The sequence below is a fragment of the Caulobacter sp. GW821-FHT10C03 genome (assembly GCF_059415485.1).
On the sequence record NZ_JBWKNI010000020.1, the window covers coordinates 77,072 to 102,335 of the forward strand.

The 25,264-nt window shown below is 69.6% G+C and carries 21 protein-coding genes and 1 pseudogene; 12 read left to right on the forward strand and 10 right to left on the reverse strand.

Translation table 11 applies throughout. The features are described from left to right. Positions 1 to 23: 23 nt before the first annotated feature. Positions 24 to 1,007, forward strand: coding sequence for a LacI family DNA-binding transcriptional regulator (locus AC07NG_RS21155; protein WP_494596196.1), 984 nt, complete (start codon positions 24 to 26; stop codon positions 1,005 to 1,007). A 204-nt stretch (positions 1,008 to 1,211) separates the two neighbouring features. Then, positions 1,212 to 2,948: a glycoside hydrolase family 43 protein gene (locus AC07NG_RS21160; RefSeq protein WP_494596167.1), complete on the forward strand. Its 1,737-nt coding sequence runs from the start codon at positions 1,212 to 1,214 to the stop codon at positions 2,946 to 2,948. Positions 2,949 to 3,283: 335 nt separating this feature from the next. Here AC07NG_RS21160 and AC07NG_RS21165 read toward each other — a convergent pair whose 3' ends face one another. Further along, positions 3,284 to 5,224 carry a glycoside hydrolase family 97 protein gene (locus tag AC07NG_RS21165; RefSeq protein ID WP_494596168.1) on the reverse strand — a complete coding sequence of 647 codons (1,941 nt, stop codon included), beginning with the start codon at positions 5,222 to 5,224 and terminating at the stop codon, positions 3,284 to 3,286. A gap of 383 nt (positions 5,225 to 5,607) precedes the next feature. On the opposite strand from AC07NG_RS21165, the gene AC07NG_RS21170 reads away from it, so the two are divergent. From AC07NG_RS21170 to AC07NG_RS21185, 4 genes are all read left to right on the forward strand, one after another. Continuing rightward, entirely contained in the window at positions 5,608 to 6,219 is a 612-nt protein-coding gene (locus AC07NG_RS21170) for a TetR/AcrR family transcriptional regulator (RefSeq protein ID WP_494596170.1), read from the forward strand. A 246-nt stretch (positions 6,220 to 6,465) separates the two neighbouring features. Further along, positions 6,466 to 6,807, forward strand: coding sequence for a DMT family transporter (locus AC07NG_RS21175; protein ID WP_494596197.1), 342 nt, complete (start codon positions 6,466 to 6,468; stop codon positions 6,805 to 6,807). Then, positions 6,804 to 7,373, forward strand: coding sequence for a TetR/AcrR family transcriptional regulator (locus AC07NG_RS21180; RefSeq protein WP_494596171.1), 570 nt, complete (start codon positions 6,804 to 6,806; stop codon positions 7,371 to 7,373). Before AC07NG_RS21175 ends, AC07NG_RS21180 begins: the two co-directional genes overlap by 4 nt. A 1-nt stretch (position 7,374) precedes the next feature. Further along, on the forward strand, positions 7,375 to 7,500 hold the full coding sequence (locus AC07NG_RS21185) for a hypothetical protein (RefSeq protein ID WP_487292184.1): 126 nt from the start codon (positions 7,375 to 7,377) through the stop codon (positions 7,498 to 7,500). On the opposite strand, the gene AC07NG_RS21190 is transcribed toward AC07NG_RS21185, so the two are convergent. Both AC07NG_RS21190 and AC07NG_RS21195 read right to left on the reverse strand, forming a co-directional pair. Next, the gene (locus AC07NG_RS21190) at positions 7,497 to 7,922 is read right to left on the reverse strand and encodes an SgcJ/EcaC family oxidoreductase (RefSeq protein WP_494596173.1); all 426 of its coding nucleotides are present in this window, start codon (positions 7,920 to 7,922) and stop codon (positions 7,497 to 7,499) included. The genes AC07NG_RS21185 and AC07NG_RS21190 overlap by 4 nt on opposite strands. A 53-nt stretch (positions 7,923 to 7,975) precedes the next feature. Next, on the reverse strand, positions 7,976 to 8,923 hold the full coding sequence (locus AC07NG_RS21195; protein ID WP_494596175.1) for an acetamidase/formamidase family protein: 948 nt from the start codon (positions 8,921 to 8,923) through the stop codon (positions 7,976 to 7,978). A 249-nt stretch (positions 8,924 to 9,172) separates the two neighbouring features. On the opposite strand from AC07NG_RS21195, the gene AC07NG_RS21200 reads away from it, so the two are divergent. The 5 genes from AC07NG_RS21200 (at position 9,173) to AC07NG_RS21220 (ending at position 14,706) form a co-directional block, all read left to right on the forward strand. Next, positions 9,173 to 9,382 carry an AtzG-like protein gene (locus AC07NG_RS21200; protein ID WP_492857370.1) on the forward strand — a complete coding sequence of 70 codons (210 nt, stop codon included), beginning with the start codon at positions 9,173 to 9,175 and terminating at the stop codon, positions 9,380 to 9,382. Next, positions 9,379 to 10,773, forward strand: a complete 1,395-nt coding sequence (locus AC07NG_RS21205) for an AtzE family amidohydrolase (protein WP_494596177.1) — start codon at positions 9,379 to 9,381, stop codon at positions 10,771 to 10,773. Before AC07NG_RS21200 ends, AC07NG_RS21205 begins: the two co-directional genes overlap by 4 nt. Continuing rightward, positions 10,770 to 11,174: an oxalurate catabolism protein HpxZ gene (hpxZ, locus tag AC07NG_RS21210; protein ID WP_494596178.1), complete on the forward strand. Its 405-nt coding sequence runs from the start codon at positions 10,770 to 10,772 to the stop codon at positions 11,172 to 11,174. Before AC07NG_RS21205 ends, hpxZ begins: the two co-directional genes overlap by 4 nt. A 221-nt stretch (positions 11,175 to 11,395) precedes the next feature. Next, entirely contained in the window at positions 11,396 to 13,582 is a 2,187-nt protein-coding gene (locus tag AC07NG_RS21215) for a TonB-dependent receptor (protein ID WP_494596180.1), read from the forward strand. Between the two features lie 158 nt (positions 13,583 to 13,740). Next, a complete protein-coding gene (locus tag AC07NG_RS21220) occupies positions 13,741 to 14,706 on the forward strand; it encodes a nucleoside hydrolase (protein WP_494596182.1) in 966 nt (321 codons plus the stop codon). A gap of 121 nt (positions 14,707 to 14,827) precedes the next feature. On the opposite strand, the gene guaD is transcribed toward AC07NG_RS21220, so the two are convergent. The 5 genes from guaD to uraH form a co-directional block, all read right to left on the reverse strand. Continuing rightward, entirely contained in the window at positions 14,828 to 16,111 is a 1,284-nt protein-coding gene (gene guaD, locus AC07NG_RS21225) for a guanine deaminase (RefSeq protein WP_494596184.1), read from the reverse strand. After that, entirely contained in the window at positions 16,098 to 17,123 is a 1,026-nt protein-coding gene (gene xdhC, locus AC07NG_RS21230; protein WP_494596186.1) for a xanthine dehydrogenase accessory protein XdhC, read from the reverse strand. The genes guaD and xdhC overlap by 14 nt, the downstream gene beginning before the upstream one ends. 155 nt (positions 17,124 to 17,278) lie before the next feature. After that, positions 17,279 to 19,624, reverse strand: coding sequence for a xanthine dehydrogenase molybdopterin binding subunit (xdhB, locus tag AC07NG_RS21235; protein ID WP_494596188.1), 2,346 nt, complete (start codon positions 19,622 to 19,624; stop codon positions 17,279 to 17,281). Then, complete coding sequence (xdhA, locus tag AC07NG_RS21240) at positions 19,617 to 21,095, reverse strand: xanthine dehydrogenase small subunit (RefSeq protein ID WP_494596190.1); 1,479 nt, start codon at positions 21,093 to 21,095, stop codon at positions 19,617 to 19,619. The genes xdhB and xdhA overlap by 8 nt, the downstream gene beginning before the upstream one ends. 1 nt (position 21,096) lies before the next feature. Then, positions 21,097 to 21,444 carry a hydroxyisourate hydrolase gene (gene uraH / locus AC07NG_RS21245; RefSeq protein WP_494596192.1) on the reverse strand — a complete coding sequence of 116 codons (348 nt, stop codon included), beginning with the start codon at positions 21,442 to 21,444 and terminating at the stop codon, positions 21,097 to 21,099. 417 nt (positions 21,445 to 21,861) lie between these two features. Between uraH and AC07NG_RS21250 the strand changes: the two genes are divergently transcribed. Further along, a complete protein-coding gene (locus AC07NG_RS21250) occupies positions 21,862 to 24,162 on the forward strand; it encodes an NADP-dependent malic enzyme (RefSeq protein WP_487292172.1) in 2,301 nt (766 codons plus the stop codon). Between the two features lie 249 nt (positions 24,163 to 24,411). On the opposite strand, the gene AC07NG_RS21255 is transcribed toward AC07NG_RS21250, so the two are convergent. Continuing rightward, the gene (locus AC07NG_RS21255) at positions 24,412 to 24,606 is read right to left on the reverse strand and encodes a cold-shock protein (protein ID WP_233245359.1); all 195 of its coding nucleotides are present in this window, start codon (positions 24,604 to 24,606) and stop codon (positions 24,412 to 24,414) included. A 132-nt stretch (positions 24,607 to 24,738) separates the two neighbouring features. Next, positions 24,739 to 24,942 (reverse strand): annotated as a pseudogene (locus AC07NG_RS21260) (cold-shock protein); the annotation flags it as partial. Between the last annotated feature and the right edge of the window lie 322 nt (positions 24,943 to 25,264).

Genomic DNA, 25,264 nt, shown 5'->3' on the forward strand with positions numbered 1-25,264 from the left:
GACAGGCGCCGACCATCCACGACGTGGCGCAGGCCGCGGGCGTCTCCTCCATGACCGCCTCTCGCGTCGTCAACGGCTATCCGCACGTGCGCCAGGCCGTGCGCGACAAGGTCGAGGAAGCCATCAAGACCCTGGGCTACCGGCCCAACTCCCTGGCCCGCGCCACCCGCACCGGCGTCTCGCTGATCGGCATGCTGTATTCCAACGCCAGTTCGTCGAACCTGTCGAACTACCTGATGGGCGCTTTTAGACAAGCTAGCCAGAGCGGCTGCCAGCTGCTGATCGAGCCCAGCCAGGCCCACCCGACCCCGGCCCAGGCCGTGCAGAAGCTGGTCGACGCCGGCGTCGGCTCGGTGATCCTGCCCCCGCCCCTGTGCGATGACGCCGCGATCCTGGAGTCGCTGGAAAAGGCCGGCGTCGGGGCCGTCAGCTTCGCCACCGCCTTTCCGCGCGAGGGCGCGCCGGCCGTGTTCATCGACGATTTCGCCGGCGCGCGGATGATGACGCGTCATCTGATCGACCTTGGCCATGTCGACATCGCCTTCGTACGCGGCGATCCGGCCCACTCCACGGCCCAGCGCCGCGAGCAGGGCTTCCGCGAGACGATGGCGCAGGCCGGCCTAGCGGTGAACGAGGCCTATGTCGCCGACGGCGGCTTCAGCTATCGCGGCGGGCTGGAGGCGGCCCGACACCTGCTCAACCTGCGCCGCCGGCCCTCGGCGATCTTCGCCGCCAACGACGACATGGCCGCCGCCGTCAGCGCCGTCGCCCACGGCCTTGGCCTGTCGATCCCCAGCGACCTCAGCATCGCCGGCTTCGACGACACCTCGGTGGCCACCACCGTCTGGCCCGAGCTGACCACCATCCGCCAGCCGATCGCCGACATGGCCGCCTCGGCCGTGCAGCTGGCCATGGACCTCTCCCGCCCCGGCGCCGACCCCGGCGGCCACGTGCAGGCGCAACTTCAGCTGATCGAACGCGCCTCGACGGCTCCGCCGCCGTCCTAGAGGCCGGGCTCCACGCTCCATCGCGAGGCCAGAAAACTTGTCATCCCGGCCGAAGGACCGCGCCAGCGGTCCGTAGAGCCGGGACCTCCCACGCTTCAGATGTGGCCGCCGTGGGAGATCCCGGCGCTCCGCTTCGCTACGGCCGGGATGACAAGGCATTTCGTCAATGATAACGATATCAAAATAAGAACACCGGGAGGCGTGATGGCGGGCTTGGGTCGAGCATTCGGCGGGTGGATTCTGCTCGCGGCGGCGCTGGCGGCGCTTCCGGTCTCGGCGGCCGAACCGCCCAAAACCGAGCGCGCATGGCTGCCCGACCTGGGCGACGGGACCTACAGGAACCCGGTCCTGGCCGGCGACTATTCCGACCCCGACGCCGTCCGCGTGGGCGACGCCTACTACCTGGTTTCCTCGTCGTTCACCAACGCGCCGGGCCTGCCGATCCTGAAGTCGACCGATCTGGTCAACTGGACGATCATCGGCCACGCCCTGCCCCAGATCACCCCCGTGGCGCACCACTCTACGCCGCGTCGCGGCGGCGGGGTCTGGGCGCCGGCCATCCGCCATCGCAACGGCGAGTTCCTGATCTACTATCCGGATCCCGACTTCGGCGTGTTCCTGGTCAAGGCCAAGGACCCGGCCGGACCGTGGTCCAAGCCCGTGCTGGTCGACGACCGCCGCGGCGTCATCGACCCGGCCCCGTTCTGGGACGACGACGGCCAGGGCTGGCTGGTCACCGCCTTCGCCCGCAGCCGCGCCGGCTTCGCCAACGTCATCACCGCCCGCCGCCTCAACAAGGCCGGCGACCGCGCGGTCGGCGAGACGATCACCCTGGTCGAGGGCGACAAGCAGCCCAAGGTGCAGACCTCGCGCGGCCCGTTCCCGTGGATGACCACCGAAGGCCCCAAGCTCTACAAGCGGGATGGCTGGTACTATCTGTTCGTGCCCAGCGGCAGCGTGAAGGGCGGCTGGCAGGGCGTGTTCCGCTCGCGCAAACTGGCAGGCCCATACGAGGGCCGCGACGTGCTCGACCAGGGCCCCACGCAGGTCAACGGCCCCCACCAGGGCGCCTGGGTGAGCACCCCGACCGGCGAGGACTGGTTCCTGCACTTCCAGGACGCCGACTCCTACGGCCGCCGGGTCTGGCTGCAGCCCATGGCCTGGAAGGACGGCTGGCCCGTCATCGGCGAGGATCCCGACGGCGACGGCATAGGCCAGCCGGTGCTGACTCACCGCAAGCCGGCGACCAAGACCCCCTCCCCGCTGCTCGCGCCGCAGGACAGCGACGATTTCGACGGCGCCCTGTCGCTGGGCTGGCAGTGGAACGCCAATCCGGCCGACGACTGGGCCGACCTAAAGGCCGCGCCCGGCCGCCTGCGGCTGAAGGCGATCTCCTCGCCGGAAAACCTGTGGGAGACAGGCGCCCTGCTGACCCAGAAGCTGCCGGCCGAACGCTTCACCGTGACCACGAAACTCGACTTCGCGCCCAAGGCGGTCGGCGAGCGGGCGGGCCTCGTGATGTTCGGGTCCGACTACGCCTGGATCGGCCTGCAGAACACCGCCGCCGGCCCCGCCCTGGTGCGCGTCGACCGCCTGGGCGCCGACAAGTTCCAGCCCGAGCGGGTCGAGGTCGTGCAAGCCAAGGCCCCGGCCGCCGTCTGGCTGCGAATGACCGCCGAGCCGGTGGTCGTCGCCGATCCGCCGCCGGAGTTCTCGCCCTACTGGCCCTCGATGCTGCGCTCGCTGCACGCCAAGGTGACCCTCAGCTACAGCCTGGACGGCCAGAGTTTCACCCCCGTCGGCGCGCCCTTCGTCAGCCGCCCGGGGCGCTGGGTGGGCAGCCAGGTCGGCCTCTTCGCCCAGGCCCCGGCCGGCACGCCGTCCAACACCGCGACGCGGATCGGCTGGACGGACTTCGACGGATTTTGGGTGACGCGGTAGAGGCGCTCACCGCTCTCGCCGAACGCCGATTGACAGCGATCACATAGATTGGTATCGATATCAAATCTTGAAGCGCCACCCTGCGGCGCTCACTTCTTGGATGCAAGTTCCTCCCGACTCCAAGACCAAGGGGCGCCGTCTGCCCGGCGCCCCGTTTTTTTGCCTTCAGTCCCGGCTGCCATCCCAGTCCGTCAGTTCCCCGCGAAGGCGGGGATCCAAGCCGAATTCCGCGGGTGATCAACGGCCGCGCCTCATCCTGAACGCCAGCTTGGATCCCCGCCTTCGCGGGGATGCTCGGTGAAAAATGGCCAAGGGCTCTGAATGCCGCCCCGCCCTCACCCCACCGGCTCGAACCGTATCGCCTGCCCGCCCGCCGCGTTCAGCTGCAACCGAAGACGTGTGCCCGCCTCCACCGCCTGGCGCTCGATCACCACCTTGGTGCGGTTGGCCGGCCGGGCGAGGTCGCCGTCCTTGTAGCGCACGGCGGTCCACTTACCCGCGCCCAGGAAGCCCAGATCCAAGTCCAGCCGCCGCTCCATCTCGTTGGTCAGGGCGCCGAGGAACCAGGTCCGGCTCTTGCGGCGAGCGATGACGACGTATTCGCCCAGCTCCCCGGCGATCGCCCGGGTCTCGTCCCAGGTGGTCGGGCAGGCGTCGAACCATTCCAGTTCGGGCCAGGGCTGGCCCTCGTACTTCTCGGGCTTGTCGTACCAGTAGAGCAGGGTCAGCGGGCTGTAGCAGGTGACCGCCAGCGCCAGCTGGTGGGCGTTGGTCGTCTGGTTGCGCTCCTGGGCGTAGCAGATCGTGTAGTCGATCGGCCCGGCGATCGGGCGGGTGAAGGCCAGGTTCACGTGGTGGCGCGGGGCCGGGAACTGCTCGTTGCCCTTCACCCCCTCCAGGGTCAGGTAGTTGGGCAGGGTGCGCTCCAGCCCGGCCGGCCGCAGGTTGTCGTGCAGGTTCACGACCATGCCGTGCTCGCCGAACGCCCGCACCACCTTGGTGATGAAATCGACGTCCGACTGCCGGCCCTCCCACATGAAGCCCAGCTTCACCCCCGCCAGGCCCCAGCGCTGGTAGCGCCGGCACATGTCGGTCAGCGCCTTGGTCACCGCCACCCGGTCGATATAGACCAGCACGCCAATACCCCTCGCCTTGGCGTAGTCGATCACCCTTTGCAGGTCCAAGGCCGCGATCGGCGCGGTGGGGTCAGAGGCGTCCGTCCCGTCGCCGTACCAGTGAGCGTCGAACAGCACGTAGGCGATGTTGCGCTTTTGGGCGAAATCGACCGCCTTCAGCGAGGCCTCGGTGGAATAGGGCTTCATGATCCGGAAGGCGTGGCCGGGCCTGACCCACGAGACGTCGCCCAGCTGGTTCGGCGTCGCCAGGGTCGGCACCACGTGGTGGCGTTCGATCAGCCCCTTGGCGCTGTCGGCCGCCAGCAGCACGCGCCACGGCGTCTTCTGGCCCACGGCAATCTCGAAGGTCGCCTCCTCCGGCGTGTCGTCCTGACCGCCCCAGCCGGTCGCCCGGCCCGGATAGCGCATCAGGTAGGTCACGAGGCCGCCCTTGTCGTGCGCCCGCGCCATGCAGCGCGGATAGTGCAGCCGGTCGGACTCGGCGATGAAGCCGTAGACGCCGTTGCCGACGTCCACCGTGATCGGCAGATCGGCATAGGGTCCCTTGTCGGACGAGCCCGTCAGGTCCGGATGCTCCAGCGGCGCGAGGCCGCCCTGGGTGGAGACGTGGATGTCGCCCTCGTCGCGGCTGGCGTAGAGCCGCGCGGTATCGGGAAAGCGGAAGCCCGTCCGCTCGCCCATCAGCGCCAGGCTCTCGCCCTTGGCGAGGCCCGTCAGGACGTAGCGCACCGCCGCCGCCCCGTTCAGCACCCGCAGGACGATGTCGAACCGGATCCCCGCCTTGGGATCGACCATGTGCAGGGTGATCTGGCGGCCCGACTGGTCGTAGCGGGCCGACTGCCCGAACGGCGGCGACCAGTCGCCTTCGAAGACCTGCGGCGTGACGCCGGCCAGCTTCGCGCCCTCGCCCAGCAGCCGCCCTTCGGCCAGCCATAGCCCCAGGTCCGACGGCAGCAGCAGCGGCTTGCCGTCATAGGTCGCGCTCCAGCGGGGGATCGCGCCCGAGACGTCGACCACCGCCTTCAACCGGCCGTCGGGCGAGGCGATCTGGTGACTCCGCGCGGTCTCTCCCGCCTGGGCCGCCGTCGCGGCGCCGGAAATCGCGGCCAGCGCGACCAGGTCGCGGCGTGTGGGCTTCATCGCGTCGCCTCCTCCCCTTCCACCTCGGCGGCGCATCGGCGCGCGGGCGGTCGATTATCGTTCACAGCCCGGCCGGCCGCACCGCGACCAAACCGGGATCGACAAACTGATATCGATATCAAAAATATCACGCAAGCCGCCGCTCGACGCCTGCTCGACCACGCCAACTATTGGCCTTACCTCATTGCCGAATTAAGGTATGACCACATCGACGCAGAGACCTTACCTTGCCAGCGCCCGCGCCGGGCCGCGAGGCAAGTTCTGACAGCGACCCGGACCTCGCGCGGACAGCCTTCCCAGGATCGCGCGTTTTCGCGGCGCATCCTCCCCAGGATGCGCCGCTTTTTTTGACCGCTGTTCGCATTTACCTTTAGGTTGCGGTCATGGACTTCGACGCCGGACAGACGCCCGCCCCGCCCGCCGACACGCCCGCTCCCCGCCGCGGCCCCGGCCGGCCGCGCGACCCCGAGGTGGAAAAGCGCCTCAAGCGCGCGGCGCTGGAGGTGCTGGCCGCCCACGGCATGTCGGGCCTGACCCTGGAGAAGATCTGCGACAAGGCCGGCGCCCCGCGCGCCACCTTCTACCGCCGCTGGGCCACGCCGATGCAGGCGGTGGGCGAGGCCTTCAACGAGGCCTTCCTGTTCGCCCGCCTGCCCGACACCGGCGACGTCGTCACCGACCTCGTCGCCCTGGGCCAGGCGATGATCGATCTCTACAACGACCCGGTCGTGGGGCCGTGCATGAGCTTCCTGATCGCCGAGAGCCGCGTGCGGCCCGAGCTCTTCCACGGCGCCAGCGACGACTTCCAGCGCCGCCGCGCCTACAACCGCCAGGTCGTCGAACGCGCCGTCGAGCGCGGCCAGATCGGCCCCGAGATCGATCCCGACCTGATCATCGACGTCATCAGCGGCCTGGCCATGAACAACCAGGCCACCCGCCGCCCCCTGACGCCCGAGATGCTGGAGTTCGTGGTGAGGCGGCTGCTGGGCCTCTGATCCCTCTCCCCTTGCGGGAGAGGGAGGGACCCGCGCCGCAGGCGTGGGAGGGTGAGGGGTCGAACACCCTTACCGCCCTATGGGCCGACCGACTGGGTGCGGCCGCCGGGTTCTGAGAGACCCCTCATCCGTCGGCTATCGCCGACACCTTCTCCCGCAAGGGGAGAAGGATCGTTTGCACCCACCTTGAAAACAAACCGACCAAGCGGTATCTTGAGTCGTCACCACCGAGGCCCGCCCGTGTCGATCCCCGCTTCCGCCTACGCCATGCTCGCCGCGGCCATCGCCGCCGAGGTGGCCGGCACCACCTTCCTGCAGAAGTCGGAGCAGTTCACCAGGCTGGTCCCGACCCTGGCCATGGCCGGGCTCTACGCCGCCGCGTTCTACTTCCTGTCCCAGGCCCTCAAGCACGTGCCGCTGGGCGTGGCCTACGCCATCTGGGGCGGGGTCGGAATCGTGCTGACGGCGGTGATCGGCGTCGTGCTGTTCCGCCAGAAGCTCGACGCGCCGGCCCTGCTGGGCATCGGCCTGATCGTCTCCGGCGTGCTGGTCACCCAGCTCTTCTCGCGCAGCGTGGCCCACGGATGAACACCACCGCCTACAACCGCCCCAAGCAGCCCGAGCAGGTGCGCCGCGCCCTGCTGGACGCCGCCGTCGCCCTGGCCGAGGAGCAGGGCCTGGGCGGGATCACCGTCCAGGCCGTGGCCGACCGCGCCGGCGTCACCAAGGGCGGCCTCTTCCACCACTTCGCCAGCAAGCAGGCCCTGATCGACGCCGTCTTCGACTTCATGCTCGAACAGATGGACGAGGCGCTGGACCGGCTGATGGCCGACGACGAACAAGGCCAGGGGACGCACGGCTGCTTCACCCGCGCCTATGTCGTCTCGACCTTCGAGTGCTGCGACATGGCGCTCAGCGGCCAGGCCCTGTCGATCTCGATGGTCACCGACCCGGCCCTGCGCCGCCGCTGGCGCGACTGGATCGACGCGCGCCTCGTGCGCCACGCCGCCACCGACCTCGATCCGCACCTGCACGTCGTTCGCCTGGCCGCCGACGGCTACTGGTTCGCCCGCGTGCTGCACGACGGCGATCCGGGCAGCGAACCGCCGCAGGCGCTGCAGGCCCGCCTCATCGCCATGACCCGGGAGAACTGACATGACCTTCTTCCGCACCCACTGGGCCCTGCTGGCCACCGAGCCGTCACCGCCGGCCGAGGTCCCGCCAGCGCCGCCCGCGGACACCGCGCCGGTCGAGGCCGAGGAGCCCCCGGCCGCCGCCTAGACGTCGCGCAGCAAAAGCTTGCCCGACCTCGGATCGGTGAAGGTCACGTTCTCGGCGGCCTTGATCCGCCAGGCGCCGTCGCGCTCGACCAGCACCGCCATCAGCAGCGTCTCGACCTCATGGACACCGGCCGGATGAGCCTGGCTGGTCGTCAGGTGCGACCAGAAATGCACCACCGCCACGCCCGGCGCGATCAGGTCCACAGCGTGCAGGTCATTGGCCATCACCGAGCCGCGATAGACGGTCTCGTGGATGGTCCGGTGCAGCTCGACGATCTCGTCCAGCCCGCGCCTGAAGGTCGCGAAGCGGTTCACGAAGGTCGCGTCGGCTTCGAACAGGCCGCCGAGCGCCTCCATGTCGTGAGCGTTCCAGGAGGCCTCGAACGCCGCCGGCAGGTCTTCTGGTCGCGTCATCGGCGCCATGGCTTCCTCCCGTCATGAAGCGGGCGGAAGGATAGCAGCCGCGCGGCGACCGACTAGAACAGAACGCCCTTCTCCAGCAGGCCGTGCACGCCCTTCTCGCCGTTGACCGTCTGGGTCACGCGGAAGTCCACGGCCAGGGAGCAGAACTGGTAGGCCTGCACGCGGGTCAGGTTCGAGCGCGCCACGATGAAGTCGATCATGCCCCGCAGGGCCTGCTTCATGGCCAGGTCCAGGTCCTCGTTGAAGCCCATGATCACGTAGTGGGTCGGGGTCTCGGCGCGCGGCCAGGTGGCCACACCGATGTCCGACGCCTTGTGCAGGATGAAGGTGAAGGTCCCGGTCAGGCCCATCTCCAGGGCGTTGACGCAGACCTCGCCGTCGCCCTGGCGGCCATGGCCGTCGCCGGCCGAGAAGTTCGCGCCCGGAACCCAGACGGGCAGGAACAGGGTCGCGCCCGCGCCCAGCTCCTTGTTGTCCATGTTACCGCCGTGCTCGCGCGGCTCGCGGCTGGACAGGTGCCCGTACTTGGCCGGCGGGGCCACGCCCATGGTGCCGAAGAACGGCCGCAGCGGCAGTTCCGGCCCCCACTGCGGCTTGCAGACCCCGCGCGCCTTGTCGACGGCGATGTGGCTGACATAGCGGTCGGGGAAGTCCTCCGGGATCGTGCCGGCCAGCGGCCGCACGGCGCAGTAGCCCCAGTCGTTGTTGGGCTCGACCGCCTCGATACGGACCTCCAGCGTGTCGCCCGGCTCGGCCCCGGCGATGGCCACGGGACCGGTGAGGATGTGCGGCCCGATCCGGTCCAATTTGGCGTCGTGGATCGCCTGCAGGGCCGGCGGGATGGTCAGCCACGACTCCGGCCCCGGCATCACCTCGGGCCCGCCCGAGACGCAGTCGAAGGTGACGCTGTCGCCCGGCTGGATGGTCAGGACGGGGTCGAAGGCCGCGTCGAAGATGCCGAAGCGGACGGTCTGCGGCGTGGAAGACAGGTGGTGGTGCATGGCGACGGCGGAACCGGAAACGAAGAAACGGTCCCCAGTCTCCGGCCGCATCGGCGCGGCGGCGAAGCGGCGCGACCATCGACACGGCCGCTTTCGCCATCCTGCCTGCCCGCTGGGCGCCGCCTGCACGGACCTCACGCATCCGGCGGGCGATCAATCCTTCCTAGCCCCTTGAAACGTCTGGCCTAGCGGCGTTATCGTGGGGTCGCTATGAAGTATCTAATTACTTTCTAGCGTGAGTGACTTCCCATGTCGGGCGGCGATCTGTCGGCCTTCCAAAACCTCTCCGACGCCAAGGTCGCCGCCTATCTGGACTCCCGCAGCGCCGACCTCGGCCTGCGCATTCCCGAGAGCTGTCGCGCCGGCGTCGCCGAGAACCTCGCCCTGCTGCGCGACCAGACGGCCCTGTTCGCTGGCCTGACCGACGCCAACGCGCCGGTCGAGCCTTTCACGCCATGAGTTTCGACACCGCCCAGGCCGTCACCCGCGCCGTACGCGAGGGTCGCACCACCGCCCGCGAACAGGCGCAAAAGGCCATCGCCGCCGCCAAGGCCGAGCCGTTCAACGCCTTCACCGCCATCTTCGAGGACGAAGCGCTAAGCCAAGCCGACGCCGTCGACGCCGCGCTGGCGGCCGGCGAAGATCCCGGCCCGCTGGCCGGCGCGCCCTTCGCGGTCAAGAACCTGTTCGACGTCGCCGGCCACACGACCCTGGCCGGCAGCAAGATCCGCCGCGACGCCGCTCCCGCGACCGCCGACGCTGCGGCCGTCGCCCGGATGAAGGCCGCCGGCGCGGTGCTGGTCGGCGCGCTGAACATGGACGAGTTCGCCTACGGCTTCGTCACCGAGAACGCCCACGACGGCCCCACCCGCAACCCGCACGACCCGACGCGGATCGCCGGCGGCTCGTCCGGCGGGTCGGCCGCCGCCGTCTCGGGCGGGCTCCTGCCGCTCACCCTGGGGTCGGACACCAACGGCTCGATCCGCATCCCCGCCGGCCTGTGCGGCGTGTTCGGCCTGAAGCCCACCCTGGGCCGCCTGTCGCGCGCCGGAGCCTTCCCGTTCGTGCACAGCCTGGACCACATCGGCCCGTTCGCCCGCACCGCCGCCGACCTCGCCTTGGCTTATGACGCCTTGCAGGGCGAGGACCCGCTCGACGACCTGTCGCCGCCGCCCGCCGATCCCCTGTCCGCCCGCCTCGACGCCCTGGCCGACCAGCCGTTGCGCGTCGGCGTGCTGGGCGGCTGGTTCCAGCAGGGCGCCTTCCCCGAGGTGGTCGAGGCGCTGGAGATCGTCGCCGACGCCCTCCAGGCCCGGCGCGGCGTCGAACTGCCGGGGGCAAAGGCCGCCCGCGCCGCCGCCTTCGCCCTCTCCGCCGCCGAGGGCGGGCGCCTGCATTTCGACGACCTAGCTGAACGCGCCCTCGACTACGACCCGGCCGTGCGCGACCGCCTGCTGGCCGGCGCCCTGCTGCCGGACGGCGTCGCCGAAGCCGCCGGCCGCTATCGCCCCGCCTTCCGCGACGAGGCGCGCCGCGTGTTCGAAGACTTCGACCTGCTGCTGGCCCCCGTCGCCCCCTGCCCGGCCCCGCCGATCGGCCAGGCGACAATGGATCTCGACGGCGTCCCCGTCTCGGTGCGCAAGACCCTGGGCGCCTACACCCAGCCGATCAGCTATATCGGCCTGCCCGTGATCGCCGCGCCGGTGAACCGCCCCGGCAAGCCGCCGATCGGCGTGCAGCTGATCGCGCCCGCCTGGCGCGAAGACCTGGCCTTCGCCGCCGCCCTGCGCCTGGAGCGCGCCGGCGTCATCGCCGCCCACCGTCCTCCCATCCGTCGAGAGCCCGCATGACCGTCATCAACGCCCCCGACGTCCTGGCCGAGGTGACCGCCGCCGTCGACGCCTATGAAACCGCCCTGATGACCAACGACGTCGAGGCGCTGGACGGCTTCTTCCGCGACGCGCCGGAGACCGTCCGCTACGGCGTGGCCGAGAACCTCTACGGCTTCGAAGAGATCGCCGCCTTTCGAATCGGACGCACCGGCGGCTCGCCGCTGCGCGATCGGCTGCGCACGGAAATCACCACTTTTGGGCGCGATTTCGCGATCGCGAACGTCGAATTCCTGCGAACCGGGGCAAAACAGTCCGGTCGCCAGAGCCAGACCTGGCTGCGCACCGAAGACGGCTGGAAAATCGTGTCGGCGCACGTTTCCCTGCTCCAGGCCGGCGCCGACCAACGCCTTGCGCCATAGGCCCGCGGATACTCCGTCCAAGGACAATAAGTAAGTATGTCCTGACTTATGACCTAGTTTTGGGCGCCGTTGTCGCAGCGTGGTCAAATAGTGACACGGTCCCTACAAACTTCACGCTAGTGAGACGGAGTCGTCATCAAGCCTTTTGATTTCGACGCGGCCATTGTGCATTGCACCCCACGCAACCGGGTCCTCCACCGGTGTTCGAAGGGGATTTCGAAATGACCACCCAAGCCAAGCTGCGCAACAGCGCCGCCTTCGGCGTGCTCCTGCTGGCCGCCGCCGTCGCGGCCCCGGCCCTCGCCCAGGACGCGCCGACCGCCCTCGACGACGTGATCGTCACCGCCCAGAAGCGCTCCGAAAACATCCAGGACGTGCCGGTCTCCGTCGCCGCCGTCTCGGGCGAGAAGCTGGCCGCGATCTTCGCCGCCGGCGAGGACGTGCTGGCCCTGTCGAGCCGCGTGCCGGGCCTCTACATCGAAAGCTCCAACGGCCGCGCCGCCCCGCGCTTCTACATCCGCGGCCTGGGCAACGCCGACTTCGACCTGGCCGCCTCGCAGCCGGTCTCGGTGATCATGGACGACGTCGTCCTCGAGAACGTCGTGCTCAAGAGCTCGCCGATCTACGACATCGAGCAGGTCGAAGTCCTGCGCGGCCCGCAAGGCACCCTGTTCGGCCGCAACACCACCGCCGGCATCGTCAAGTTCGACAGCGTCAAGCCGAGCGAAACGTTCAAGGCCAACGGCACGGCCACCTACGGCACCTACGGCTCGACCACCTTCGAAGGCGGCGTCGGCGGCGCCATCATTCCGGAAAAGGTCGCCATCCGCCTGTCGGGCCTGTACCAGCACCGCGACAACTACATCGACAACACCTACACCAAGGTGAAGGACGCGATCGGCGGCTACGACGAAAAGGCCGCCCGCCTGCAGATCCTGATGTCGCCGAGCGAAGACACCGACGTCCTGTTCAACGTCCACACCCGGTCGCTGGACGGCACGGCCGCCATCTTCCGCGCCAACATCATCACCAAGGGCAGCAACGACGTTAACGGCAACTTCGACCGCGACAAGGTCAGCTACAACGGCGGCGCCAACAACCCGCAGAAGTACGACGCGACCGGCGTCTCGCTGAAGGTCGACCACGACTTCGGCGGCGTGAAGCTGACCTCGATCAGCGCCTACGAGACCGCCAAGGGCCTGAGCCGCGGCGACATCGACGGCGGCGTGGCCGGCGTCGGCCCGGGCGTGATCCCGTTCGATTCCGACACCCAGGACTCGATCGGCGACCTGGACCAGGTCACCCAGGAAGTCCGCCTGGCCAGCGACACCGACGGCAAGGTCTCGTGGCAGGTCGGCGCCTACTACTTCAAGTCGGCCTTCACCGTCACGACCAACCCGTTCTACGTCTCGGCCACCACGCTCGAGCACAAGAACACCTCGTGGGCCGTGTTCGGCCAGGGCTCCTACCAGTTCACCGACGCCCTGAAGGTGACCGCCGGCGTCCGCTGGACCGACGACGACAAGGACATGACCGTCCTGTCGAACCCGTACGGCGCGATCGCCCCAGTGTCGGTCTCCGACAGCCAGGCCAGCTGGGACCTGTCGGCCTTCTACGCCGTCACCGACGACGTCAGCGTCTACGGCAAGGTGGCCCGCGGCTTCCGCGGTCCGTCGATCCAGGGTCGCGACATCGCCTTCGGCAATCCGCCCTCGGTCGCCCAGTCGGAAACCATCCTGTCGTGGGAAGCCGGCGTTAAGAGCGAGCTGTTCGACCGTCGCGTCCGCCTGAACGGCGCGGTGTTCACCTACACGATCGACGATCCGCAGTTCACCGCCATCGGCGGGACCAGCAACTCCAACCGTCTGATCAACGCCAAGAAGGGCGAGGCCTACGGCTTCGAGATCGACGGCGAGTGGAAGGTGACCCAGAACCTGCTGGTCACCGCCGGCTACAGCTACAACCACACCGAAATCAAGGACAAGACGCTGGCCGTGGCCACCTGCGCCTTCGCCCAGTGCACGGTGACCGACCCCCTGAACGGCTCCAGCCAGGCCCTGGTCGACGGCAACCCGTTCCCGAACGCGCCGGAATACATCCTGAACTTCTCGGCCCGCTACAACGTGCCGGTGGGTGACGGCGGCGAACTGTTCGCTCAGACCGACTGGTTCCGTCAGGGCTACACCAACTTCCTCATCTACGAGAGCAAGGAATACAACAGCAAGAACACCTTCGAAGGCGGCCTGAAGCTGGGCTACGCCCGCACCGACGGCGCGTATGAAGTGGCCGTGTTCGCCCGCAACATCACCAACGAGGTGAACCTGCGCGGCGCGATCGACTTCAACAACCTGACCAGCTTCGTCAACGAGCCGCGCATCGTCGGCATCTCGCTGAGCGCCCGCCGCTAAGCGATCTCGACAGACTGACCTGATGGCGGCCCGGGCGTTGAAAAACGCCCGGGCCGTTGTCGTTTTGACATGCTAGCGGCGCTGGCGGCGGCTAAGGTGGTCGGCTTTCACGGCGTCCAAAAGCGCTTGCAGAACAACGAGAAGAGTTCCGCCCACCGATGACGACCAAGATCATCTTCGACACCGATCCCGGCATCGACGACGCCATGGCCCTGCTGTTCATCGAGGCCAGCCCGGCCCTCGACCTGGTGGCCGTGACGACCGTGTTCGGCAACGCCGACATCGACACCACCACCCGCAACGCCCTCTATCTGAAGGACCGCTTCGGCCTGACCGCGCCGATCTTCAAGGGCACGGACAAGCCGCTTGTCCGCCCGCGCAATCCCTCGCCCACCTTCGTGCACGGCGAGAACGGCCTGGGCGACGTCGAGCTGACGGGCCTGGTTCCCGCCCAGCCGGAAGCCAAGCCGGCCCACCAGGCGATCATCGACCTGGCCCGCGCCAATCCCGGCGAGATCACCCTGGTCGCCGTCGGCCCGCTGACCAACCTGGCCCTGGCGCTCGACGCCGATCCTGAAGTGGCGCCCCTGCTCAAGGGCGTGGTGATCATGGGCGGCGCCTTCGCCGTCGCCGGCAAGCCGGGCAACGTCACCCCGGTGGCCGAGGCCAACATCTGGAACGATCCGGAAGCCGCCGACCGCGTCTTCACCGCCCCCTGGCATGTCGCCGTCATCGGCCTGGACGTCACCACCCAGGTGATCATGAGCCCCGACTACATGGAGGCCCTGGAAGCCTCGGCCGGTCCGGCCGGCCAGTTCCTCAACGCCATCTCCAAGCCCTACGCCGCCTTCTACGGCGGCCGCGACGGCATCGTCGGCTGCTGCGTCCACGACGCCGCCGCCGTGGCCTATGTCATCGACGAGAGCCTGTTCGAGGTCCGCCGCGGTTCCGTGCGCGTGGTCACCGAAGGCATCGCCCTGGGCCAGACCCTGCAGAAGGTGGAAGGCGAGCTCTACGGCCCCTCGGCCTGGGACGACCAGCCGATCCACAGCGCGGCGATCGCCGTGGACGCGGATCGCCTGCTGGCGCTCTATGCGCGGACGATGAACGGGGTGGTGGCTTAACCCCCTCAGTCGCTCCGCGACAGCTCCCCCAGAGGGGGAGCATCTACACCGCGAAATCCTCCCCCTCTGGGGGAGGTGGCCCGGAGGGCCGGAGGGGGCCGCGCATCGCGCGGCCTTTTCCCTATCTGCGATGCCGCTCCACCCCGGCCAGATACGTCCGCGCCACGACGCGGTCATCCCCCAGCACGGTCAGGGCGAACAGCCGGTCCTCCAGCCCCTTGGCCGCCGCCAGCCGGCGCTTGAGCAGCGGCGTCGCGGCCAGGTCCAGCACCAGGAAGTCGGCCTCCTTGCCCGGCGCCAGGTTGCCGATGCGGTCGTCGAGATCCAGCGCCCGCGCCCCGCCCAGGGTGGCCAGATACAGCGCCTGGAACGGATCCAGCGCCGAGCCCCGCAGCTGCCCCACCTTGTAGGCCTCGCCCAGGGTGTGGAGGATCGAGAAGGTCGTGCCGGCCCCGACGTCGGTGCCCATGCCCACCTTCACACCGTGCGAACAGGCCTCGTCCAGCGGGAACAGGCCCGAGCCGAGGAACAGGTTCGAGGTCGGGCAGAAGGCCACCGCCGCATCCTTGGCCGCCAGCCGCTGGAACGCCTCGCCCCGCAGATGGACGCAGTGGGCGAAGACCGAACGCTTCTGCACCAGGCCGAACCGCTCGTAGACGTCGAGATAGTCGGCCGAACCCGGGAACAGCTGCGCGGTCTCGTCGATCTCGCGCGGGTTTTCCGACAGGTGAGTCTGCATCCAGACGCCCGGATGCTCGGCGAGCACTTCTCCGGCCATCTCCAGCTGGGCGTCGGTGCAGCTGATGGCGAAGCGCGGGGTGACGGCGTAGCCGAGACGCCCCTTGCCGTGCCAGTCGGCGATCAGGCTTTTCATGTCGGCGCGGGCGGTCTCGACCGTGTCGGTCAGGCCCAGGGGCGCGTTGCGGTCCATCAGGGTCTTGCCGGCGATCAGCCGCATGTCGCGCGCATAGGCTTCCGCGAACAGCGCCTCGACCGAGCCCTTGTGCACCGAGCCGAACACCAGGGCCGTGGTCGTGCCGTTGCGCAGCAACTCGTCGACGAAGAAGCCCGCCGCCTCCTTCGCATGGCCCGGATCGGCGAAGGCCGCCTCGGCCGGGAAGGTGTGCTGCTCCAGCCAGTCGAGCAGCTGCGCGCCATGAGCGGCGACGATGTCGACCTGCGGGAAGTGGATGTGGGTGTCGATGAAGCCCGGCGTGATCCAGCAGCCGGTCAGGTCCTCGACCGGGACATCGGCATGGACCGGGGCCAACTCGGCATAGTCGCCGCACGCCACCACCTTGCCCTGGTCGATGACCAGCAGCCCGTCCTCGTGAAAGCCGATCGCTTCCCCGCTCTTGGTCGGATCTTCCAGGAGATGGAGGATCGACGCCCTAAACGCTCGCAACTGAACCCTCGTCGTTACTGGCCTGAGCGGCTTCCAGCCGCATCAGCAGGTCGGCGGCCACCGACACGGCGATCACCTCAGGCGCCTTGCTCTTCAGCCCCGGCAGGCCGATCGGGCAGGTCAGGCGGTTCAGCGTCACCGCCGAAAAGCCGTCGTCGCGCAGCCGGTGCATGAACCGCGCCCGCTTGGTCTTGGAGCCGATCAGGCCCAGATAGTCAAAGCCGCCGCCGGCCAGCCCGGCCGAGGCCAGGGCGTAGTCCAGGGCGTGGTCGTGGGTCAGGATCAGGCCGTAGGCGTCACGCGACGCCCCCATGGCCAGGGCCGCCAGTTCGGCCGGCGCGCGCACCACAACGCCCGGAACCTCGGCCGCCTCGGGCCGGCTGTCGTACCAGAAGAGCTTGAACGGCAGGGGCGCGAAGGCCCGCGCGATCGCCTGGCCCACATGACCGGCCCCGAACAGCAGCACCGGCCGGCGCGGGCTCTCGCTGCGCTCGACCAGCTCGTCGCCCAGGTCGGGCCGCTTGCCGCGCGCGGCCGCCGGCGCCCCGCCCAGCACCACGGCCGGCGGATCGGCCTCCAGCGCGGCGATGGGCGCGATCGTCTTGGTCAACAGGCCTGGGTCGAACCGCGTGCGCAGCTCGAACGGCTGGTCGGCGTCCATCCGGCGGGCCGCCTCGGTCAGCCAGTCGCGGCTGGCGGCCTCGACCCGCTCGATCATCAGCCGCACCCGGCCGCCGCAGCACTGGGCCAGCAGCGGCCCCAGCGGATAGTCCTGGATCGCGAAGGCGGCCTGGGATCCCACCAGCATCCGCCGCGCCTGGCTGGTCGCCTGGTGCTCCAGATTGCCGCCGCCGATCGTCCCCGACTGCCCGCCCTCCCAGACCACCATCTTGGTCCCGGCCTCGCGCGGGGCCGAGCCTTCGGTGGCCAGCACGGTGACGAGGGCGGCGTGGTCGTCGGCGTCGAGGCGCGACAGGGCCGCGCGGGCCCAGTTCTTGTGGGTCGCGAGCAATTTAACCTCTCCCATAGGGAGAGGGAGGGGCCCACGCCGTCAGGCGTGGGAGGGTGAGGGGTTTCGACGGCGAGCGGTTTACCCCCGCCCCCCCCCCCCCCTTCGCGGCGGGCCCCTCCCTCTCCCCTTGGGAGAGGTGTGAAAAAGCGGCGACCTCACCCATTGGCCCGCCGCCTCACATCCTCGACCGCCGCCAGCACCGCCTCCGGCGTCGCCGGCGCGTCCAGGTTCGGCATCACCTTGTGATCCCCCACCGCCGCCACCGCCCGGGTGATCGCGCTGAACACCGAGATCGCCAGCATCAGCGGCGGCTCGCCCACGGCCTTGGAGCGGTGGACGGTCGGCTCGGCGTTGCGGCCGGGCTCCCAGAGCTTGACGTTCAGCACGCGCGGCCGGTCGCCCGCCGTCGGGATCTTGTATGTCGAAGGAGCATGGGTCTTCAGCACGCCCTTGGCGTCGTAGACCAGTTCCTCGGTCGTCAGCCAGCCCATGCCCTGGATGAAGCCGCCCTCCACCTGGCCAAGATCGATGGCCGGGTTCAGCGAGCGGCCCACGTCGTGCAGGATGTCGGCGCGCAGCACCTTGCTCTCGCCGGTCAGGGTGTCGATCACCACCTCGCTGCAGGCCGCCCCATAGGCGAAATAGTAGAACGGCCGCCCGCGATGGGTCTTGCGGTCATAGGTGATCTTGGGCGTGGCGTAGAAACCCGTCGCCGACAGCGAGATCCGCGCCAGATAGGCCTGGCGGCAGAGATCCGGGAAGCTCACCGTCTCGCCGCCGACCTTCACCCCCTCGGGCGTGAAAGCCACCTGCGAGGGATCCACGCCCCACTTCTCGGCCGCGAAAGCCGTGAGCCGCCCCTTCAGCTTGCCCGCCGCGTCCAGCACCGCCATGCCGTTAAGGTCCGCCCCCGACGAAGCCGCCGTGGCCGAGGTGTTGGGCACCTTGTCGGTCGTGGTCGAGGTGATCTTCACCCGCTCCAGCGGAACCTGAAACGCCTGCGCCGCCACCTGCGCCATCTTCAGATAGAGCCCCTGCCCCATCTCGGTGCCGCCGTGGTTCAGCATGATCGAGCCGTCGGCGTAGATGTGGATCAAGGCGCCCGCCTGGTTCAGGTGGGTGGTGGTGAACGAGACGCCGAACTTCACCGGCGTCAGGGCCAGGCCCTTCTTGAGGATCGGATTTGCGGCGTTGAACGCGGCCACCGCCTGCTGCCGGGCGGCGTAGTCGCACGACTTGGCCAGTTCCTCGATCAGTTCCGGCGCGACGTTGTCTTCGACCACCTGATAGTAGGGCGTCAGATTTCGGCCGCCTCCTTCTCCATAGGCGCCATAGAGATTGCGCCGGCGCACCTCCAGCGGGTCGAGGCCCGTGGCTTGCGCCACCGCGTCCATCACCCGCTCGATCGCCGCCATGCCCTGCGGTCCGCCGAAACCCCGGAAGGCGGTGTTGGAGACGGTGTGGGTGCGATAGCGGTGCGAGACGATCTCGACCGCCGGCAGGTAGTAGGCGTTGTCGGCGTGGAACATCGCCCGGTCGTTGATGGCCGGCGAAAGGTCCGTCGTCGCCCCGCAGCGCGAGGCCAGCTCCAGCCGGATCCCCAGCAGCCGCCCCTCGTCGTCGAAGCCGACGTCGTATTCCACCTCGAAGTCATGCCGCTTGCCGGTCATGACCATGTCCTCGTCGCGGTCGGGCCGGCACTTGGCCGGGCGGCCGGTCTTGACCGCCACCAGCGCGGCCGCCGCCGCGAACAGCGAGGCTTGCGTCTCCTTGCCGCCGAAGCCGCCGCCCATGCGCCGCACCTCGACGGTCACCGCATGATCCGGCCGCCCCAGCACGCGGGCGATCAGGTGCTGCACCTCGGTCGGATGCTGAGTCGAGCACCAGACGTGGACGTCTCCCTCCTCGCGCGGCGTCGCCAGCGAGGCCTGGCCTTCCAGATAGAAGTGATCCTGGCCGCCGATGGCGTGGCGGCCCTGGAGGCGGTTGGGCGCGGCGGCCAGGGCCGCCTCCGCGTCGCCCCGCGCCATGCGCTGGCTGGCCTCGATCTTCAGGTCCAGCCCCTCGGCCTCGCCGATCGTGATCGCCGCCGGCAGGTCTTCGTACTCCACCACGGCCTTGGCGGCGGCGGCGCGGGCGGCGGCGATCGAGGTCGCGGCCACCGCGAACAGGCTCTGGCCGACGCAATAGACCTCGCCGGCCGCGAACAGCCTGTCGTCGTGGATCACCGGGCTGACGTCGTTCTCGCCGGGAATGTCGGCGGCGGTCAGCACGCAGACCACGCCGGGCGAGGCCCGCACGGCGTCGAGGTTCATCGACACGATCCGCGCATGGGCCCTGGTGCTCATGCCCAGATGCACGTGCAGCAGGCCCGCCGGCTCGGGCAGGTCGTCGACATAGATCGCCGTCCCGGTCACGTGGCGCAAAGCGCTGTCGTGCGGGACCGAGGCATGCACGCCCACGAAGGGCGTGACTTTCAGCGAAGCGCCGGAATCAGCCATGGGCGGCCTCCGCCAGCACGCTGGCCGCCACGCCCGGCTCGGCGCTTTCCAGATAGGCCCGGACCAGCAGGTTCCTCGCGGTGCGCGCACGATAGCCCGCCGAGGCCCGCATGTCCGACAGCGGCGTGTAGTCCTCGTCCAGCTTGGCGGCGGCGGCGTCGATCGTCTCGGGGTTCCACGGCCGACCGATGAGGGCCGCCTCGCAGGCGTCGGCCCGCTTGGGCGTGCCGGCCATGCCGCCGAACGCCACCCGCGCCTCGACCACCACGCCATCCACGACCGTGATCGCGAAGGCCGCGCAGACGGCCGAGATGTCCTGGTCGAAGCGCTTGGAGAGCTTGTAGACCTTGAAGATCTGCCCCGCCGGGCCGCGCGGCACGATCACCGCTTCGACGAACTCGCCGGGCTGGCGGTCCTGCTGGCCGTAGGAGACGAAGAAGTCCTCCAGCGGGATCTCGCGCGTCTGCTCGCCCCGGCGCAGCACCAGCGTGGCGCCCAGCGCGATCAGGGCCGGCGGCATGTCGCCGATCGGCGAGCCGTTGGCGATGTTGCCGCCGATCGTGCCGCTGTTGCGCACCTGGGTCGAGCCCAGCCGCCGCATCATCTCGCCCAGGCTGGGATAGCGGCCGGCCAGGGTCTCGATCGCCTCGACATAGCGAACGCCGGCTCCGATCCGCAGGGCGTCGCCCACCCGGGTGATGGTCTTCAACTCGGCCACCCGGCCGATGTCGATCAGGGTCTGGGGCGGCTTGCGCAGCTTGGTGACCCACAGCCCCACGTCGGTCGCCCCGGCCACGAAGGCCGCGTCCGGATTGGCCTCGGCGGCGGCCGCCAGCTCGGACAGGTTTCGCGGCGCCAGCCAGCGGCGGGTGACGCCCCGCACCGGATCCTCATGCGCCAGACTCAGCATGGTCTCGCGCTGGATCGCCTTCAGCGAACCGGCCACGTCCGGCGCCTCTTCGCGCACCACCTCGCGCGCCGCCTCCAGGATCGGGCCATAGCCGGTGCAGCGGCAGAGGTTCCCCGCCAGCACGTCCTCGACCGGCGCCCCCGCCCCGCAGGCCCCGACCGCGCGGCCGTACAGCGACATCACGATCCCCGGCGTGCAGAAGCCGCACTGCGAGCCGTGCTTGTCGATCATCGCCTGCTGAACGGGATGCGGCTTGCCCGCGCAGGCGCCCACACCCTCGGTCGCCAGGCTTTCGACCGTCATCACCGCCTTGCCGTCCAGCATCGGCAGGAACTGGATGCAGGCGTTGACGGCCCGCCAGGCAACCGGCTTCAGCGCGTCGCCGGCCGTCAGTTCGCCGACCAGCACTGTGCACGAGCCGCAGTCGCCCTCGGCGCAGCCTTCCTTGGTTCCGGTCTTGCGCAGCGGCCCGCGCAGGTGCTCCAGCAGGGTCGTGGTCGGGTCGACGCCCGCCGCCTCCTGGGCCTCGCCGTTCAGCAGGAACCGGATCGTCCCGCCCATCTCAGCTGCCCCGGTAGGTCGAATAGCCGAACGGCGACACCAGCAACGGCACGTGATGGTGCTGGGCCGGATCGGCCACCGCGAAATCGATGGTCACCACGTCGAGGAATGGCGGGTCGGAGACCTTGGCCCCGCTGGCGGCGAAATAGGCGGCGATCTCGAACTCCAGGCGATAGCCGCCGACCGCCAGGGCCTCGCCCTCGACCAGCCGCGCGCGGCCGTCGGCGTCGGTGGTCGTCGCCAGCAGCAGCGTCGGCGGGCCTTCCACCCGGCGATAGACGCGCACCGCCACCCCGGCGGCCGGGCGGCCGGCGGCGGTGTCGAGGATGTGGGTCGTCAGGCCGCTCATGCTTGGTCCTGCGGGATCGGGGTCATCATACGCTCTTTCGACCTCTCCAGAGAGGTTGATGCTCGGAGGCTGGGACCGCGCGCGTCCGCTGTCCAGCCTCGCCGCCGCCGGACCGTCCGCCCGTGGCGGGTTCGCGGCCGGTTCGCCCAGCCAGGCGGCGACCGGCGCCCGCCGATTGAGCGTATATAAGTCTTTTATTACTTACCAGACGCGCCCGTTGCGTCGCCCCGCCGACCCCGCCCGAAGCCAAACGGACGCAGAATCGCAAAAAATGGTCGGCGGACGCTGCGTAAGGTTGGAAAAGCGCGGCCAACCCCGGTAGCAACACCGGCAGACGGGCCGCGTGCGTAATCCCAACCCCGGGAGCGCGACAAAGAGACGGCCCGCGCCACGCGCTGCGCAGAACAGGACCGATCGATGGACGAGGATTTCCGTAAAGCCGCCCTGGATTACCACCGGCTGCCGCGGCCCGGAAAGCTGGCCATCGAGGCCACCAAGCGCATGGCCACCCAGCGCGACCTGGCCCTGGCCTACTCCCCCGGCGTCGCCGCCCCGTGCCTGGCCATCGCCGAGGACCCGGATCTGGCCCGCGACTACACCGCCCGCGGCAACCTGGTGGCCGTGATCTCCAACGGCACCGCCGTGCTGGGCCTGGGCGACATCGGCCCGCTGGCCTCCAAGCCGGTGATGGAGGGCAAGGCCGTCCTCTTCAAGAAGTTCGCCGGCATCGACGTCTTCGACATCGAGGTCGACGCCAAGGATCCCGACCGCTTCATCGAAGTCGTCGCGGCCCTGGAGCCCACCTTCGGCGGCATCAATCTCGAGGACATCAAGGCCCCCGAGTGCTTCATCATCGAGCGCAAGCTGCGCGAGCGGATGAACATCCCGGTCTTCCACGACGACCAGCACGGCACCGCCATCGTCTGCGCCGCCGCCGTCCGCAACGCCCTGCTCGTCCAGGGCAAGCAGTTGAAGGACGTCAAGCTGGTCACCTCGGGCGCCGGCGCGGCCGCGCTGGCCTGCGTCGACCTGCTGGTCTCCATGGGCCTGCCGGTCGAGAACGTCACCCTCACCGACATCAAGGGCGTGGTCCACGCCGGCCGCGATCCGGACATGCCGGACAACATGGCCCGCTACGCCCGTCCGACCGACGCGCGCACCCTGCCCGACGTGCTGCCCGGCGCCGACATCTTCCTGGGTCTCTCGGCCCCGCGCGTCTTCAAGCCCGAGTGGCTGCCGCTGCTGGCCGAAAAGCCGCTGATCCTGGCCATGGCCAATCCGGATCCGGAGATCCTGCCGGAACTGGTCTACGCCCAGCGCCCCGACGCCATCATGGCCACCGGCCGCAGCGACTACGCCAACCAGGTCAACAACGTCCTCTGCTTCCCGTTCATCTTCCGCGGCGCGCTCGACGTCGGCGCGTCCGAGATCAACGAGGCCATGAAGGTGGCGGCCGTCGAGGCCATCGCCGAACTGGCCCGCGCCGAGGCTTCGGAAGTCGTCGCTTCGGCCTATGGCGGCGCGGCCCCGATGTTCGGCCCGCAGTACATCATCCCCAAGCCGTTCGACCCGCGCCTGATCCTGCAGATCGCCCCGGCCGTGGCCCGCGCGGCCATGGAGTCGGGCGTCGCCACCCGGCCGATCGCCGACTTCGACGCCTACCGCGCCGAGCTGGAGCTGTTCGTCTACCGCTCTGGCCAGCTGATGCGTCCGGTGTTCGAGCGCGCCCGCAAGGCGACCAAGGCCGCCAAGGTCCGCGTCGCCTATGCCGAGGCCGAGGACGAGCGCGTCCTGCGCGCCGTGCAGACCGTGGTCGACGAGGGCCTCGCCGCGCCGGTGCTGATCGGCCGCCGCGAGGTCATCAAGGCCAAGGCCGCCGAGATGGGCCTGCGCCTCGACCTGGGCGGCGCGGTCGAGATCCTCGACCCGCAGGCCGACCGCGAACTGTTCGAGCCGATCATCGGCCAGTACCAGGACCTGGTCGGCCGTCGCGGCGTGCCGCCGATGGCCGCCAAGCGCCGTGTCGAAGGCCGCCGCACGGTGGCCGCCTCGATGCTGCTGCAGACCGGCCAGGTCGACGCCGCCCTCGTGGGCGGCAGCGGCGACTGGTGGCAGCACATGACCTACGTCCTGCCGATCATCCCCAAGCGCGAGAACGTCGGCCGGGTCTACGCCATGTCGTCGCTGATCCTCGACAACGGCACGCTGTTCTTCTGCGACACCCACGTCAATGTCGACCCGACCGCCGAGCAGGTGGCCGAGATGACGCTGCTGGCCGCCGAATCGGTGCGCCGCTTCGGCCTGACGCCCAAGGCCGCCCTGCTCTCGCACTCCTCGTTCGGGGCCTCCAACTCGCCGACCGCCCGCAAGATGCGCGAGGCCCTGGCGCTGGTCCGCGCCGGCGCGCCCGAGCTCGAGGTCGACGGCGAGATGCACGCCGACGCCGCCCTCTCCCAGGCCCTGCGCGACCGCCTGGTCGGCGACAGCACCCTGAAGGGCTCGGCCAACCTGCTGGTCATGCCGACCCTGGACGCGGCCAATATCGCGCTCACCCTGCTGACGGCCGCCACCGAGGCCCTGCTGGTCGGTCCGATCCTGCTGGGCATGAGCCGGCCTGTGCACGTGCTGACGCCCAGCGTCACCGCCCGCGGCATCGTCAACATGACCGCCCTGGCCGTGAACCAGGCCGCCGCCGAGCGGGCCGCCAAGGCCGGCTGATCAGGCCTCCACCGGCTTTCGGGGCGGCGACCTTGCGATCTGGATGGCGGCCTCTCGCAAGGGAGGCCGCCATTCTTTTTGGGCGTCGCCAGGCCGGCGGAAGGCCATCCTAGGGGCGTGTAACGCGCACGAAAAAGCCCCGCCGGAACCCACCCCTGTCGCAGCGACAGAAGTCAGGTCCCGACGGGGCCTAATTCGCCAGGTCGGCAGTCGGCCAGACGCTCCGCGCCCGGCCGATAGACCGATCCCTTAGAGGATGCGCAGGTTGCCGGCCGAGGTCTTGCCCGAGCGGCGGTCCTGTTCGAGTTCGTAACCGACTTGCTGGCCTTCGTTCAGGCCGCGCAGGCCGGCGCGCTCGACGGCCGAGATGTGCACGAAGATGTCGCCACCGCCGTTGTCCGGCTGGATGAAGCCGAAGCCCTTGGTGCTGTTGAACCACTTCACGACGCCCGTACCGGCTTCGCCGGTGCCGCCGCCGCCACCGCCGCCGCCACCGTAGCCGCCGCCGCGGGGAGCGTCGAAGCTGCGCTGCGGACGACGCGGCGCGCCGCCGGCCGGAACGGCGCCATGGCCGGTCACGCGCAGATTGCCGGCCGAGGTCTTGCCCGAACGGCGGTCCTCTTCCAGCTCGTAAGCCACCTGATCGCCTTCATTCAGGCCCGACAGGCCCGAACGTTCAACCGCGGCGATGTGGACGAACACGTCCTGGCCGCCGTCCTCGGGCTGAATGAAGCCAAAGCCCTTGGCCGGGTTGAACCACTTAACGACACCGTTCGCCATCTTATCCTCAAAACCTCAATCGACGGGCCAATTGCCGGCCCGCGTCCTTCCACAGCAACTCATGACGCAAAACTGCGGCACGCGCTACGCCCTTTGCACGGAGATTATGGGTGGGAAGCGGCCGCTGGCCAGAAAAATTCGCGCGCGGAGGCTCAGCTGTCGCCAAAATACCACTATGGGTGGTAAGCGACGGCGTCAAAAAAGGCCGACGCCGGACGACATCGACCTTGTCGGTCTATCAGGAAAGTGGGTGCGGGGACAGGATTTGAACCTGTGACCTTCAGGTTATGAGCCTGACGAGCTACCGGGCTGCTCCACCCCG

Excerpts from the sequence above, each read along its gene's own strand:
- AC07NG_RS21160 (WP_494596167.1), top strand. The coding sequence starts at position 1,212 with ATGGCGGGCTTGGGTCGAGCATTCGGCGGGTGGATTCTGCTCGCGGCG.
- AC07NG_RS21165 (WP_494596168.1), bottom strand. The coding sequence starts at position 5,224 with ATGAAGCCCACACGCCGCGACCTGGTCGCGCTGGCCGCGATTTCCGGC.
- AC07NG_RS21170 (WP_494596170.1), top strand. The coding sequence starts at position 5,608 with ATGGACTTCGACGCCGGACAGACGCCCGCCCCGCCCGCCGACACGCCC.
- AC07NG_RS21180 (WP_494596171.1), top strand. The coding sequence starts at position 6,804 with ATGAACACCACCGCCTACAACCGCCCCAAGCAGCCCGAGCAGGTGCGC.
- AC07NG_RS21185 (WP_487292184.1), top strand. The coding sequence starts at position 7,375 with ATGACCTTCTTCCGCACCCACTGGGCCCTGCTGGCCACCGAGCCGTCA.
- AC07NG_RS21190 (WP_494596173.1), bottom strand. The coding sequence starts at position 7,922 with ATGGCGCCGATGACGCGACCAGAAGACCTGCCGGCGGCGTTCGAGGCC.
- AC07NG_RS21195 (WP_494596175.1), bottom strand. The coding sequence starts at position 8,923 with ATGCACCACCACCTGTCTTCCACGCCGCAGACCGTCCGCTTCGGCATC.
- AC07NG_RS21200 (WP_492857370.1), top strand. The coding sequence starts at position 9,173 with ATGTCGGGCGGCGATCTGTCGGCCTTCCAAAACCTCTCCGACGCCAAG.
- AC07NG_RS21205 (WP_494596177.1), top strand. The coding sequence starts at position 9,379 with ATGAGTTTCGACACCGCCCAGGCCGTCACCCGCGCCGTACGCGAGGGT.
- hpxZ (WP_494596178.1), top strand. The coding sequence starts at position 10,770 with ATGACCGTCATCAACGCCCCCGACGTCCTGGCCGAGGTGACCGCCGCC.
- AC07NG_RS21215 (WP_494596180.1), top strand. The coding sequence starts at position 11,396 with ATGACCACCCAAGCCAAGCTGCGCAACAGCGCCGCCTTCGGCGTGCTC.
- AC07NG_RS21220 (WP_494596182.1), top strand. The coding sequence starts at position 13,741 with ATGACGACCAAGATCATCTTCGACACCGATCCCGGCATCGACGACGCC.
- xdhB (WP_494596188.1), bottom strand. The coding sequence starts at position 19,624 with ATGGCTGATTCCGGCGCTTCGCTGAAAGTCACGCCCTTCGTGGGCGTG.
- xdhA (WP_494596190.1), bottom strand. The coding sequence starts at position 21,095 with ATGGGCGGGACGATCCGGTTCCTGCTGAACGGCGAGGCCCAGGAGGCG.
- uraH (WP_494596192.1), bottom strand. The coding sequence starts at position 21,444 with ATGAGCGGCCTGACGACCCACATCCTCGACACCGCCGCCGGCCGCCCG.
- AC07NG_RS21250 (WP_487292172.1), top strand. The coding sequence starts at position 21,862 with ATGGACGAGGATTTCCGTAAAGCCGCCCTGGATTACCACCGGCTGCCG.